The 13,259-nt window shown below is 64.0% G+C and carries 12 protein-coding genes; all 12 read left to right on the top strand.

Annotation, left to right across the window (positions count from 1 at the left end; translation table 11 throughout):
• The first annotated feature begins 243 nt into the window (after nt 1-243).
• The 12 genes from LDZ26_RS13210 to LDZ26_RS13155 all read left to right on the top strand — a co-directional run bounded on the left by LDZ26_RS13210 (nt 244) and on the right by LDZ26_RS13155 (nt 13,254).
• Complete coding sequence (locus LDZ26_RS13210) at nt 244-1,128, top strand: lipid A biosynthesis lauroyl acyltransferase (RefSeq protein WP_244847573.1); 885 nt, start codon at nt 244-246, stop codon at nt 1,126-1,128.
• Nucleotides 1,129-1,186: 58 nt separating this feature from the next.
• Nucleotides 1,187-2,059, top strand: a complete 873-nt coding sequence (gene dapF, locus LDZ26_RS13205; protein ID WP_244847572.1) for a diaminopimelate epimerase — start codon at nt 1,187-1,189, stop codon at nt 2,057-2,059.
• 34 nt (nt 2,060-2,093) lie between these two features.
• Entirely contained in the window at nt 2,094-2,813 is a 720-nt protein-coding gene (locus tag LDZ26_RS13200) for a DUF484 family protein (protein ID WP_175938763.1), read from the top strand.
• A gap of 10 nt (nt 2,814-2,823) precedes the next feature.
• A complete protein-coding gene (gene xerC, locus LDZ26_RS13195) occupies nt 2,824-3,747 on the top strand; it encodes a tyrosine recombinase XerC (protein ID WP_244847571.1) in 924 nt (307 codons plus the stop codon).
• 36 nt (nt 3,748-3,783) lie between these two features.
• Nucleotides 3,784-4,983, top strand: a complete 1,200-nt coding sequence (locus tag LDZ26_RS13190) for a class I SAM-dependent rRNA methyltransferase (protein ID WP_244847570.1) — start codon at nt 3,784-3,786, stop codon at nt 4,981-4,983.
• Between the two features lie 132 nt (nt 4,984-5,115).
• A complete protein-coding gene (locus LDZ26_RS13185; protein WP_244847569.1) occupies nt 5,116-6,198 on the top strand; it encodes a GTP-binding protein in 1,083 nt (360 codons plus the stop codon).
• Nucleotides 6,199-6,728: 530 nt separating this feature from the next.
• Nucleotides 6,729-7,145, top strand: a complete 417-nt coding sequence (dksA, locus tag LDZ26_RS13180; RefSeq protein ID WP_061122132.1) for an RNA polymerase-binding protein DksA — start codon at nt 6,729-6,731, stop codon at nt 7,143-7,145.
• Nucleotides 7,146-7,491: 346 nt separating this feature from the next.
• Nucleotides 7,492-8,028: an ATP-dependent protease subunit HslV gene (hslV, locus tag LDZ26_RS13175; protein WP_159837392.1), complete on the top strand. Its 537-nt coding sequence runs from the start codon at nt 7,492-7,494 to the stop codon at nt 8,026-8,028.
• A 12-nt stretch (nt 8,029-8,040) separates the two neighbouring features.
• Complete coding sequence (hslU, locus tag LDZ26_RS13170) at nt 8,041-9,378, top strand: ATP-dependent protease ATPase subunit HslU (protein WP_175938753.1); 1,338 nt, start codon at nt 8,041-8,043, stop codon at nt 9,376-9,378.
• A 326-nt stretch (nt 9,379-9,704) separates the two neighbouring features.
• On the top strand, nt 9,705-10,787 hold the full coding sequence (ada, locus tag LDZ26_RS13165) for a bifunctional DNA-binding transcriptional regulator/O6-methylguanine-DNA methyltransferase Ada (protein WP_244847568.1): 1,083 nt from the start codon (nt 9,705-9,707) through the stop codon (nt 10,785-10,787).
• A 196-nt stretch (nt 10,788-10,983) separates the two neighbouring features.
• Nucleotides 10,984-12,603: a glutamate--cysteine ligase gene (gene gshA / locus LDZ26_RS13160; RefSeq protein WP_244847567.1), complete on the top strand. Its 1,620-nt coding sequence runs from the start codon at nt 10,984-10,986 to the stop codon at nt 12,601-12,603.
• A 141-nt stretch (nt 12,604-12,744) separates the two neighbouring features.
• Nucleotides 12,745-13,254 carry a hypothetical protein gene (locus LDZ26_RS13155; RefSeq protein WP_244847566.1) on the top strand — a complete coding sequence of 170 codons (510 nt, stop codon included), beginning with the start codon at nt 12,745-12,747 and terminating at the stop codon, nt 13,252-13,254.
• Nucleotides 13,255-13,259: the final 5 nt, after the last annotated feature.

The raw sequence follows: 13,259 nt of genomic DNA, 5'->3' as shown, positions 1-13,259 counted from the left end.
GACTTCGTTTGGAGTCTGAAGCGGCGACGCTTTAGCGGATGTCCTTTCTCCGTCCTGAACCTCGATGCACGCGATGCATGCATTCGGCTCAGGCCGGCTTCGCCCCGCAAGTTGTCCATTAACTCGGCGAAGCCCGTATTATACCGGTTTCCCGTGTTTTTACAGAGTCGAACGCTTGTCGTCATTCGTCCCGCGCTTATCCTCCGCCGGCAGCCGCCGCCCGTATGTTCGCGGGAGCACGTCATGTTAGGGCGCATCGGCGTGTCGCTCGCCATCGGCTTTCTGAAGTTTCTCGCGATCATTCCTTACGGCATTACCGCGCGTTTCGGCGATGCCCTCGGCTGGCTGCTTTATCAGATTCCGAGCCGGCGCAAGCGCATCGTGCATACGAACCTCAAGCTCTGCTTTCCCGAATGGTCGCCCGAGCGCCGCGAGGAAGTCGCGCAGATGCACTTCCGCCACGCCATTCGCAGCTATGTCGAGCGCAGCGTGCAGTGGTTCGGATCGGCGAAGAAGCTGGAAAAGCTGATCGAAGTGGACAGCGCCGTCGATCTCACCGATCCGGATCTGCCGCCCACGCTCTTTCTCGGGCTGCACTTCGTCGGCATCGAGGCGGGGTCGATCTTTCTGAACTACTCGCTGCACCGGCAATGCGGATCGCTATATCAGCCGTTCTCGAATCCGCAGGTCGAAGAGATCGCCAAGCGGCAGCGCGCCCGCTTCGGCGCGGACATGGCGAGCCGCGCGGACAGCGCGCGCATCGTGCTGCGCTGGCTGCGCGACCGCAAGCCCGTGATGCTCGGCGCGGACATGGATTACGGCATGCGCAATTCCACCTTCGTGCCGTTCTTCGGCATTCCGACGTGCACGCTGACTGCCGTCGGCCGGCTGGCGAAGACGGGCAAGGCGCAAGTGGTGCCGTTCATCGGCGAAGTGCTGCCGAACTACAAGGGTTATCGGCTGAAAATCTTCGAGCCGTGGGAGAACTACCCGACTGGCGACGACGATGCCGACGCCCGCCGCATGAACGCGTTTCTCGAAGAGCAGATTCCGCGCATTCCCGAGCAGTATTACTGGGTTCACAAGCGCTTCAAGACGCGGCCGCCGGGCGAGGCGAGTTTTTATTGAGCCGCGCGGCGCCAAGCGGCAGGAAACGCCGCACCGAGGCTCACATACAATAGCGGCCATGAAACTCAAGTTCACCAAGATGCAGGGCGCGGGCAACGACTTCGTCGTGCTCGACGGCTACTCGCAGGCGCTCGATCTGAGCGCCGCGCAGGTTCGCGCGCTCGCCGACCGTCATTTCGGCGTCGGCGCGGATCAGCTGCTGCTGGTCGAAAAGCCGACCGTCGATGGCGTCGACTTCAAGTACCGCATCTTCAATTGCGATGGCGGCGAAGTCGAGCATTGCGGCAATGGCGCGCGCTGCTTCGTGAAGTTCGTGCGCGATCGCGGGCTGACGGCTGCTTCGACGGTGCGCGTGCAGGTGCAGAAGGGCGTCATCACGCTGACGATGCAGGACAACGGCGAAGTGACCGTCGACATGGGCGCGCCGGTGTTCGATCCGCCGCGCGTGCCGTTCGACGCGAGCGGGCTCGAAGGCCGCAGCGAAGGCAACGATACGCTTTGGCCGCTCGATATCGGCGGAAAGACGTGCTGGGTGTCCGTCGTGTCGATGGGCAACCCGCACGCGGTGCAGATCGTGGACGACGTCGAAGCGTATCCCGTGCTCGCCGAAGGGCCGCAGATCGAGCGCCACGCGCGCTTTCCGGAGCGCGTCAACGCGGGCTTCGTGCAGATCGTGGATCGTCATTCGGTGAAGCTGCGCGTCTTCGAGCGCGGCGCGGGCGAAACGCTCGCCTGCGGCACGGGCGCATGCGCCGCGGTGGCTGCGGGCATCCGGCGCGGCGTGCTCGAATCGCCGGTGCGCGTCGAGACGCACGGCGGCACGCTCACGATCAGCTGGGACGGCGCACGCGACGAATCCGCCGCGCTTTTCATGGCCGGACCCGCCGCGACGGTCTTCGAAGGCGACATCGAGCTTTCGGACATCGGCTGACTTGAGCCCACGCATTCAAACGTATCAGGCAAACATGAATCCACGCGAAGTCGCCGACTATCTGCTCGACAACCCCGACTTTTTCGTCGAGCACGCCGAACTGCTCGGCACCATCCGGCTTTCCAATCCGCACGGCAAGTCGGCTGTGTCGTTGCAGGAACGCCAGATGGAAATGCTGCGCGACAAGAACAAGCAGCTCGAACGGCGGCTCGCCGAACTGCTGCGCTACGGCCACGAAAACGACAGCATCGCCACGAAGTTCAACCGTTGGACCGTGCGCGTGACCGGCCAGCGCGATCCGTACGCGCTGCCGTCCACCATCAGCAAAGGACTGTGCGAAGTGTTCGACGTGCCGCATGCCGCGCTGCGCATGTGGGATGTCGATGAAGCGTACCGGCAGGCGGATTTCGCGCGCCATGTCGGCGAGGAAGTGCGCATTTTCGCGGGCAGCCTCGACGCGCCGTATTGCGGCGCGAACAGCGGCTTCGCGGCGGCGCAGTGGCTCGGCGTGGCGAACTCGGCTTCGGCGTCCAGCGGCGGCTCGCTCGAAGACGCGTCCGCCGAACGCGGCATTCAGTCGATTGCGCTCGTCGCGCTGCGCGATCCGCAAGCCGGCCCGGATGCGCCCGCGTTCGGCCTGCTCGTGATGGGATCGCCCGACGCGCGACGCTTCCACGACGGCATGGCGACGGATTTCCTCGCGCAGATCGGCGTGCTGGCGAGCGCGGCGCTCTCCCGCCTGCTGCCGAACTGAACGACGCAACATGCAGCCCGCCGACCACATCGCCGCTTATCTCGCGATGCTCGAACACGAGCGGCGTCTGTCGGAGCACACGCTGCGCGGCTATACGTACGAACTCGGCGAACTGCGCGCGCTCGCCAAGGGCCGCGCGCTCGAAACGCTCACGGCCGCCGACATGCGCGGCGCGGTCGTGCGCGCGCATGCGGCGGGCCTGTCGCCGCGCTCCATCGCGCATCGGCTCTCGGCGTGGCGCGCGTTCTACCGCTGGCTCGCCGAACGCGTCGAGATGTCCGCGAATCCCGTCGCGACGGTGCGCGCGCCGAAGCGCGAAAAGACGCTTCCGAAGGCGCTTTCCGTCGACGACGCGATGGCCCTGATGGACGCGCCGCGCGCCGACAGCACCGAAGCGCTGCGCGATCACGCCATGCTCGAACTGTTCTATTCGTCGGGGCTGCGGCTTTCGGAACTGGTCGGGCTCGATGTCCGCCACGTCGATACGAAGGAACATCAGTCCGCCGGCTGGCTCGATCTGGCCGCCGCCGAAGTCACCGTGCTCGGCAAGGGCAAGCGCATGCGCAAGGTGCCGGTCGGCCGCAAGGCGATCGATGCGCTGCGCGCGTGGATCGACGTACGCGGCGAATTCGTCAAGCTCGATCCTCACGCGCTTTTTCTTTCCGTGCGCGGGAATCGCATGTCGCCTGGCGTGGTGCGCGAGCGCGTCAAGCGCATGGCGCTTCTGGCGGGCATTCCGGCGAATGTGCATCCGCACGTGCTGCGGCATTCGTTCGCCACGCACGTTTTGCAGTCGAGCGGCGACCTGCGCGCGGTGCAGGAACTGCTCGGCCATGCGAGCATTACCGCGACGCAGATCTATACATCGCTGGATTTTCAGCACCTTGCTCGCGTCTACGACTCGGCGCATCCGCGCGCGAAGAAGCGCGACTAACACCGCGGCGCAACGCGCGCTGCTCTCATCATCGCAATGAACACCATCACGCTCAAACCGGCGAAAGACAAGTCGCTCGTTCGCCGCCATCCGTGGATTTACGCGAACGCCATCGCGCGCATCGACGGCAATCCCGCGCCCGGCGCGACTGTCACCGTGCGCGCCGCCGATGGCCGCTTTCTCGCGCGCGCGTCGTACAGCCCGCATTCGCAGATTCGCGCGCGCGTCTGGACGTTCGACGAAGCCGAGCCCGTCGATCACGCGTTCTTCAAGCGCCGCGTGCAGCGCGCAGTCGCGCATCGGCAGACGATGGTTCGCGATACCGGCGCGACGCGCCTCGTCTTCGGCGAAGCGGACGGCTTGCCCGGCCTCATCGTCGATTACTACGTCGCCGATCAAGGCTCGCATGCGCAGCTCGTCTGTCAGTTCATGGCGACGGGCGTCGAGGCGTGGAAGCCGGCGATCGTCGATGCGCTGATCGCCGCGACCGGCTGCCCGAACGTCTACGAACGCTCCGATGTGTCAATTCGCCAGAAGGAAGGGCTGGAGCAGACGACCGGCGTGCTCGCCGGCGATCCGCCGCCGGACACGCTCATCACGAACGAATGCGGCGTGCGTTATCACGTCGACGTGAAGCACGGCCACAAGACCGGCTTCTACGTCGACCAGCGCGACAACCGCGTGCTCGTGCAACAGAACGCGCAAGGCCGCGACGTGCTCAACTGCTTCTGCTATACGGGCGGCTTTTCGCTCGCGGCGTTGAAGGGCGGCGCTGCGCGCGTGGTGTCGGTGGATTCGTCCGGCGAGGCGCTCGCGCTCGCGCGTGAGAACGTCAAGGCCAACGGCTTCGACGCCGAGAAGGCCGAATGGCTCGACGCCGACGCCTTCAAAACGCTGCGCCGTCTGTACGACGAAGGCCAGCGCTTCGACCTGATCGTGCTCGATCCGCCGAAGTTCGCGCCGTCGCGCGAAACCGTGGACCGCGCCGCGCGTGCGTACAAGGACATCAATCTGAGCGGCTTCAAGCTGCTGCGTCCGGGCGGGCTGCTGTTCACGTATTCGTGCTCGGGCGCGATCGATGCGGATCTGTTCCAGAAGATCGTCGCGGGGGCGGCGGCCGATGCCCGCGTCGATGCGCGCATCCTGAAGCGCCTCTCTGCGGGCGTCGATCACCCGCTGCTCACGGCGTTTCCGGAAGGCGAGTACCTCAAGGGCCTGCTGTTGCAAATCGCGTAAGCGGCCTTATCTGGCTGCGGCAAGGTCACGCGGCGCAAAGCGTCCGCTTAGCGAATATGTTCCAATAACCGATTCAGTGCGCCACCGACCGGCCGCGCGACTCCGAACACTGACAAGGAAACAGGCGACACCATGATTCCCGTAACCATCCTGACCGGCTTTCTGGGCAGCGGCAAAACCACGCTGCTCAAGCGCATCCTGAACGAGAAGCACGGCATGAAGATCGCCGTGATCGAGAACGAGTTCGGCGAAGAGAACATCGACAACGAAATTCTCGTGCAGGAAACGAACGAGCAGATCATCCAGATGAGCAACGGCTGCATCTGCTGCACGATTCGCGGCGATCTGGCGCGCGCGCTCGAAGACCTCGCGAACCGTAAGAAAGCGGGCACGCTCGACTTCGACCGCGTGGTGATCGAAACCACGGGTCTCGCGAATCCGGGCCCGGTCGCGCAGACGTTCTTCATGGATAACACCGTCGCCGACGAATTCCTGCTCGACGCGATCATCACGCTCGTCGATGCGAAGCACGCGAATGCGCAGCTCGACCAGCACGAAGTGGTGCAGCGGCAAGTCGGTTTTGCGGATCGGCTGTTCGTCACCAAGTCCGATCTCGTGGATGCAGACGCGCTCGAAGCGCTGAAGCGTCGGCTGCTGCACATGAACCCGCGCGCGGCGATCAAGGTCGTCAATTTCGGCGATGCCGACATCAAGGAAATCTTCGATCTGCGCGGCTTCAACCTGAATTCGAAGCTGGAAATCGACCCGGACTTCCTCGCGGAAGACGAGCACGATCATGACCACGATCACGCGCATGATCACGCGCACGACGACGATCACGACCACGCCACCTGCGGTCACGACCACAGCCACGATCACGAGCATCATCATCACCACCATCACGCGCACCACGACGACAAGATCAAGTCGTTCGTGTATCGCAGCGACAAGCCGTTCGATCCCAACCGCCTGGAAGACTTCCTCGGCGGCATTTTGCAGATCTATGGCGAGCGGCTGCTGCGCTACAAGGGCGTGCTCTATATGAAGGGCGTCGATCGCAAGGTCGTCTTTCAGGGCGTGCATCAGATGATGGGCAGCGACCTCGCCGCCAAGTGGATGCCGATCGAGAAGAAGAACAGCAAGATGGTGTTCATCGGTATCGAGCTGCCGAAGGATCTGATCACCGACGGCCTCGACGCCTGCCTGGTGAAGTAGTCGCGGACGTAACCGCGGCACGTATTTCGCTAATCTTCGCCAAGCGCGCGAAAAGGCGGGACGCAACGTCGATTCGAAGTTAAACGCCGCCCGCGAGCCTCGCCGGCGGCGTTTTTCGTGGGCGTTTATTGTCGCGGTTATGTAGTCGCGCCCACCAAACGACATCGCTTTTTGCGGGTTCAGGCGTTATATTTTTGAAATTCCGGCGGCTTTCGACAGGGTTTTCCTCGGTTATCGTCGGAAATTGCGGTTCAGTTACAATACAGCCCCACTGGAGAAGGGCGAATCCGTTCGGCGCATACGAATACGGGCGTTGGCCGTCGGATGTCAGAAAAGGATGCCCCGGCGGACGATCTGCTGACAGGCCGGGAGGGCCACAAGGCGAGCGTTGAAACGGAGCAGCCAATATCGGTTTCCAGAGGAGTTCGGCCCCGCATCGAGTGTCGCGTGACGCCAAAACGCTGCATGCATGCGGGCAACGCAAGTGCGGGCGTTGCGAAGACATCGCCTTACATTGAAGAAGCAAGCAGATGACAACGAAACTCTTGACCGAAGCCGAAATCCTGAAGATGAGCGAGAAGGACTACATGAACGAGGAACAACTCGCCTTCTTCAAGAACCGGCTCGAGCAGTTGCAAGCGGACATTCTCAAGAATGCCGGCCAGACGACGGAAAACCTGCGGGAAACGGTGATCGTGCCGGACCCGGCGGACCGCGCGACCATCGAGGAAGAGCATGCACTGGAACTGCGCACGCGCGACCGCGAACGCAAGCTCCTGAAGAAGGTGCAGCAATCTCTCGCGCGTATCGAATCCGGCGACTACGGCTGGTGCGAAGAAACCGGCGAGCCGATCGGCATTCCGCGTCTGCTCGCGCGCCCCACGGCCACGCTCTCGCTCGAAGCGCAAGAGCGCCGCGAACTGCGCCAGAAACTCTTCGGCGACTGAAGCGGCAACCGCGCGGCGAACGGTGCGGGCCCGCCCGCAACGGGGAACGCGCCGCCGCGAAAAACCGCGAAGTCGGGCGTTAGCACGAACAAAAGGCACACGTGAATCGTGTGCCTTTTTGCTTTTCGCGCGTCCGACAAACCCGCACCTTGATAAACGCCGCCGCGCCCTAAACTGAACTCGACGCGCCCGCTCATCGCGAAGGCGCGCGCGCGGCGCCGTACGCTTCGAGCCTTCCGGCCAGGCGGAACCCCGCGCCGTGCACTCCATCGAATTCTCGACTGCGTGGCGGCTCGTCACTGATCGCAAGCCGCCCGCGTTCTTCTGGTTTTCTTAAGGAACGCACATGGAACAATTTCACGGCACGACCATCGTCTCCGTGCGACGCGGCGGCAAAGTCGCGTTGGGCGGCGATGGTCAGGTGACGCTCGGCAACATCGTCATGAAGGGCGGCGCCAAGAAAGTGCGCCGCATCTATGGCGGCAAGGTGCTGGTCGGCTTCGCCGGCGGCACGGCCGACGCGTTCTCGCTCTTGGATCGCTTCGAAGCGAAGCTGGAGAAGCATCAGGGCAACCTGACGCGCGCCGCCGTCGAACTGGCGAAAGACTGGCGCACGGACCGCATGCTGCGCCGTCTCGAAGCCATGCTGATCGCTGCCGACGCGCAGGCCACGCTCGTCATCACCGGCAACGGCGACGTGCTCGATCCCGAAAACGGCATCTGCGCGATCGGCTCGGGTGGCGCGTATGCGCAAGCCGCCGCGCAGGCGCTCGCGGAGAACACCGAGCTTTCGCCGCGCGAGATCGTCGAAAAGGCGCTGACCATCGCCGGCGACATGTGCATCTACACCAATCACAATCGCGTCATCGAGACGATCGAATAAAGGAACCTAGCGATGACCACCATGACTCCCTCCGAAATCGTCTCCGAACTCGACAAACACATCATCGGTCAGGGGCGCGCCAAGAAGGCGGTTGCCGTCGCGCTGCGCAACCGCTGGCGTCGCCAGCAGGTCGCCGAGCCGCTGCGCCAGGAGATCACGCCGAAGAACATTCTGATGATCGGGCCGACGGGCGTCGGCAAAACCGAAATCGCGCGGCGTCTCGCGAAGCTCGCGGACGCGCCGTTCATCAAGATCGAAGCGACGAAGTTCACCGAAGTCGGCTACGTGGGCCGCGATGTCGACAGCATCGTGCGCGATCTGATCGAAATTTCCGTCAAGCAGACGCGCGAGGCGGAAATGAAGAAGGTGCGCACCAAGGCGGAAGATCGCGCGGAAGATCGCATTCTGGATATCCTGCTGCCGAGCGCGCGCCCGGTGGGTTTCGGCGCGGCGGAAGCGACCAGCGAAGGCGATAACACCACGCGTCAGACGTTCAGGAAGCGCCTGCGCGAAGGCGCGCTCGACGACAAGGAAATCGAACTGGACGTCGAGTTGCCGCAAGTCGGCATGGACATCATGGGGCCGCCGGGCATGGAAGACATGACCGAGCAGATCCGCTCGATGTTCGCCAATATCGGCGGCGGCAAGAAGACGCGCCGCAAGGTTAAGGTGAAGGAGGCGCTGAAGCTCCTGACCGACGAGGAAGCCGGCAAGCTGCTCAACGACGAAGAGGTCAAGACGAAGGCGGTGCAGAACGTCGAGCAGAACGGCATCGTGTTTCTGGACGAGATCGACAAGATCGCGTCGCGCAGCGAAGTCGGCGGGGCGGAAGTCTCGCGGGCGGGCGTGCAGCGCGACCTGCTGCCGCTCGTGGAAGGCACGACCATCAACACGAAGTACGGGATGATCAAGACGGATCACATCCTGTTCATCGCGAGCGGCGCGTTTCATCTCGCCAAGCCGAGCGATCTCATTCCCGAACTGCAGGGGCGTTTCCCGATTCGCGTCGAGCTGGATTCGCTGTCCGTAGGCGATTTCGAGTCGATCCTGAATTCGACTGATGCGAGCCTCGTCAAGCAGTACAAGGCGCTGCTCGCCACCGAAGACGTGGAACTCGACTTCGCCGACGACGGCATCCGGCGTTTGGCGGAAATTGCGTTCTCGGTGAACGAGAAGACCGAGAACATCGGCGCGCGGCGGCTTTATACGGTGATCGAAAAGCTGCTGGAGGAAGTGTCGTTCGCGGCGGGCAACCACGCGGGCCAGCCGGTGAAGATCGACGCGGCGTACGTGGATCGCGCATTGGGCGATGTCGCGGAAGACGAGGATTTGTCGCGCTACGTGCTGTAAGTCGCGCCGACATACAGAGAACCGGGCCTTCGCGCCCGGTTTTTCTTCGCCTTCTGCGCGAGAAGGCAAAAAAAAGCCCGCCTAGTCGGCGGGCTGAATCCATATCAGGAGGAGACATGGAGGAGACAGTTCCAATCATACACAGCGAGTTGATGCGACGCAATAGAAATTTTAGTAAAAACCCCTATGGCGTCGAAGTGTGGTATCTGCGCGTCACTTTTTATTGCGGCGCTGGACGAGCCGCAAATGACAGAGCAAGGAACGGCGCGTAACCTCACCGGCACGGCTTTACATTGGACGCGTACCCTGAAGCCGCCGAGGTCATCATGAACGCTGCCGAATTCCCCCGCTATCAAACCGACGAAAGCCGCTGGCAAGCCGTCGCCGAGCGCGACGCCCAAGCCGACGGCGCATTCTTCTTCGCGGTGCGCACGACCGGCGTGTTCTGCCGGCCGTCGTGCGCGTCGCGGGCGCCGCGTCGCGAGAACGTCTCGTTCTTCACGACGACCGACGAAGCGCAAGCCGCCGGCTATCGCCCATGCAAGCGTTGCCAGCCGACGAGCCTGCCGCGCGAACTCGCCATCGTCGAGCGCGCGTGCAAGGTGCTCGACGCCGATCCGCAGCAGCGCATGACGCTCGCGCACTTAAGCGACGCCGTGCATGTCAGTCCGTTCCATCTGCAAAGGCTGTTCTCGCGGATCGTCGGCATTTCGCCGCGGCAGTATCAGGCCGCGCGACGCGCAGGCGCGCTGCGCGACGCGTTGCAGCGCGGCCGCGACGTTACGCGCGCGGCGCAGGACGCGGGCTTCGGTTCGCCGTCGCGCATGTACGAGGCCGCGCCCGCCGAACTCGGCATGACGCCTTCCGCGTACCGGCGCAAGGGCGCGGGGCTGACCGTGCGTTATGCCACCGCCGCCACGCCGCTCGGGGCCGTGCTCGTCGCCGCGACGGACAAGGGCGTCTGCAAGATCGCATTCGGCGATGATCCCGCTACGCTCGTCGACCAACTCGCGGTCGACTTCGCGCTCGCGGAGCGCACGCAGGACGACGCGCGCATGGAGCCGTTCATCGCGCAGATTCGCGCGTATCTGCACGGCACGCGCGAGCGTTTCGACCTGCCGCTCGACATCGGCGCGACCGCGTTTCAACAGCGCGTGTGGGACGCGCTCTGCCGCATTCCGTACGGCGAGACGCGCAGCTACACGGACATCGCCGCGTCGGTCGGTTCGCCGGGCGCGGTGCGGGCCGTCGCGAGCGCGTGCGCGTCGAATCCGGTGGCGCTCGCGATTCCGTGTCATCGCGTGATCGGCAAGGACGGCGCGATCGCGGGCTATCGCTGGGGGCTGTCGCGCAAGGAAGCGTTGCTGGACACGGAACGCGCGCATAGCGAAGCAGGAAAGGTCGCCTGAGCGCCGGATTTCGGCCGATGCGCCCGGCGTCGAACGACGCGCGGGCGCTTTTTCATTGCATCGGCGTTTCGCGTCGATCGCGCTGCGAACCGCGCCAATCGGCGCCCCAAGCACGGGCAACACCGAGATGTTAAAGTGCCCGCTACCCGAAAATTTGACCGAGCGCGTTCCCATGCGCTCTTCGCAGAACGCTTCAATGGCAAACACGAATTCCGCTCACTCCGCAGCCGGCGCGTATCGGCGCAGGCTCGCCGCGCTCGCGTCGGGCTCGCATGCCGACGCCCTGCGCCAGGGCTTGCGCGGCATCGAAAAAGAAAGCCTGCGCGTGACGCCCGAAGGCAAGCTCGCGATGACGCCGCATCCCCGGTCGTTCGGCTCGGCGCTTACGCATCCGTTGATCACGACGGACTACTCCGAAGCGCTCGTCGAACTCATCACGCCCGCCGAGCCGGACGCCGCGCGCGCGCTTGAGCGCCTCGACGCGATCCATCGCTTCGCGTACGCGCATCTCGGCGACGAGCTGCTGTGGAACCACTCGATGCCCAACGCGTTGCCGCCCGAGAATGAGATTCCGCTCGGCTATTACGGCACGTCGAACATCGGCAAGCTGAAGCACGTGTATCGCCGCGGACTCGCGCTGCGTTACAGCCGCACGATGCAATGCATCGCCGGCATTCACTACAACTATTCGCTCGACGAGAATGTGTGGCGCGCGTGGCAGGCGCTCGATCCGGCGAGCACGCTGTCGTTGCAGGACTTCCGCTCGGAGCGCTATTTCGCGCTGATCCGCAATTTCCGCCGCACGAGCTGGCTATTGATGTATCTGTTCGGCGCGTCGCCTGCGCTGAACAAGCGCTTCGTCGAAGGCAAGCCGCATCAGCTCGAAGCCTTCGACAGCGACACGTTCTACCTGCCGCATGCGACGAGCCTGCGGATGAGCGATCTCGGCTACACGAACAATCCGGCGCAGGCCGATCTGCTGCCGAGCTACGATCGTCTGGACGCTTACCTCGACGTGCTCGCGAAAGCCGTGAGCCAGCCGTACGCGCCGTACGAAGCCATCGGCACGCAGCGCAACGGCGAGTGGGTGCAGATCAACACGAACGTGCTGCAGATCGAGAACGAGTTCTACTCGACCATTCGCCCGAAGCGCGTCACGCGCTCCGGCGAGCGTCCGCTGCACGCGCTGGCCGAGCGCGGCGTGCAGTACATCGAAGTGCGCTGTCTGGATATCGATCCTTTCGCGCCGGCTGGCATTGCACTGGAGACCGCGCGCTTTCTGGATGCGTATCTTCTTTACTGCGCGCTCGAAGACAGCCCGCTGTTGCCGCGCGAGGCGAGCATCGAGGCAAACGACAACTTCAGCGCCATCACGAAGGAAGGACGCAAGCCGGGCCTCACGCTGCGTCGCGAGGGCGCTCAAGTGTCCATGCAGCAATGGGCGAACGAATTGTTCGATGCGATCGAGCCGGTGGCGAGTACGCTCGACGCGCTTTCCGGCAGCGACGACCACATGCGCGCGCTCACGGCGCTGCGCCCGCGCATCGCGGATGCTTCGCTGACGCCGTCGGCGCGCGTGCTTCAGACGATGCGCGACAGAAAGCAGTCCTTCGAAGAATTCGCGCTCGAAATCAGCCGCGAGCACGCGGAATACTTTCGCCGTCGCCCGCTGCCGCCTGACGAAGAGCGCAAGATGGAAGCGCTCGCGGCGCAGTCGCTGGCCGAACAAGCCGCCATCGAACGCGAGCAGACCGAGCCGTTCGACGCGTTCATCGCCGCGTACGGGAATTACAAGCCCGACAGCGTCGGTGTCTGAGCGCACATAACCAGCACTTTTTTCTTGCTGCGCCGTGGCGCGTGCGGCAAAAACGACGCGTTTTGCAACAGACGGAAACGCGCCGAACACCGCACGCGCGTGCGGGCCAAAATCGGCTTTTTATCGACTATCGGGAATGCGATGAACTACCGACTCATCAGCGCAGCCGCGTCGCTGGCCTTGATGGCCGGATGCGCGGCCGAAACGCAGGTCAGCAGCCAGACGATCGAGCAGGCCACCGCGCCGCTCACCTGCATGAGCAAGCTCGAATGCGACGCCTGGTGGGCGCGCGCTCAGGTCTGGGTAACGAATCATTCGGAGTACAAGTTGCAGGCCATCACCGATTCGGTGATTCAGACGGCCGGTCCGTCGAGCGGCAAGCGCGCGCTTGCCTATCAGGTCACGAAGACGCCGAGCAACGAAGGCACCGCGACCATCGGCTTCGCGGCGCACTGCGACAGCCCACTGGGATGCGATCCGAATCCTTGGCAGGCGGGCGCTGACTTCAAGCAGTTCGTGCGCAACGGCACGTCGCGGCCCGTGAACGCGACGCCGCAAGCCGTGCAGCAGCCGCAGCAGCCGCAGCAGATGCAGTCGGTGCCGCTGAATCTGGACAGCCAGCCGGCGCAATCCGTCACGCCGATTCAGTGACGCCC

The sequence above is a fragment of the Caballeronia sp. SL2Y3 genome (genome assembly GCF_022879575.1).
Lineage (GTDB): Bacteria > Pseudomonadota > Gammaproteobacteria > Burkholderiales > Burkholderiaceae > Caballeronia.
The sequence above is the reverse complement of the archived record's forward strand: the minus strand, read 5'-3'. Positions and strand labels throughout refer to the sequence as shown.

Coding starts and splice junctions, on each gene's coding strand:
- dksA (WP_061122132.1), top strand. CDS start 6,729: ATGACAACGAAACTCTTGACCGAAGCCGAAATCCTGAAGATGAGCGAG.
- dapF (WP_244847572.1), top strand. CDS start 1,187: ATGAAACTCAAGTTCACCAAGATGCAGGGCGCGGGCAACGACTTCGTC.
- ada (WP_244847568.1), top strand. CDS start 9,705: ATGAACGCTGCCGAATTCCCCCGCTATCAAACCGACGAAAGCCGCTGG.
- LDZ26_RS13210 (WP_244847573.1), top strand. CDS start 244: ATGTTAGGGCGCATCGGCGTGTCGCTCGCCATCGGCTTTCTGAAGTTT.
- LDZ26_RS13185 (WP_244847569.1), top strand. CDS start 5,116: ATGATTCCCGTAACCATCCTGACCGGCTTTCTGGGCAGCGGCAAAACC.
- gshA (WP_244847567.1), top strand. CDS start 10,984: ATGGCAAACACGAATTCCGCTCACTCCGCAGCCGGCGCGTATCGGCGC.
- hslV (WP_159837392.1), top strand. CDS start 7,492: ATGGAACAATTTCACGGCACGACCATCGTCTCCGTGCGACGCGGCGGC.
- LDZ26_RS13155 (WP_244847566.1), top strand. CDS start 12,745: ATGAACTACCGACTCATCAGCGCAGCCGCGTCGCTGGCCTTGATGGCC.
- LDZ26_RS13190 (WP_244847570.1), top strand. CDS start 3,784: ATGAACACCATCACGCTCAAACCGGCGAAAGACAAGTCGCTCGTTCGC.
- LDZ26_RS13200 (WP_175938763.1), top strand. CDS start 2,094: ATGAATCCACGCGAAGTCGCCGACTATCTGCTCGACAACCCCGACTTT.
- xerC (WP_244847571.1), top strand. CDS start 2,824: ATGCAGCCCGCCGACCACATCGCCGCTTATCTCGCGATGCTCGAACAC.
- hslU (WP_175938753.1), top strand. CDS start 8,041: ATGACCACCATGACTCCCTCCGAAATCGTCTCCGAACTCGACAAACAC.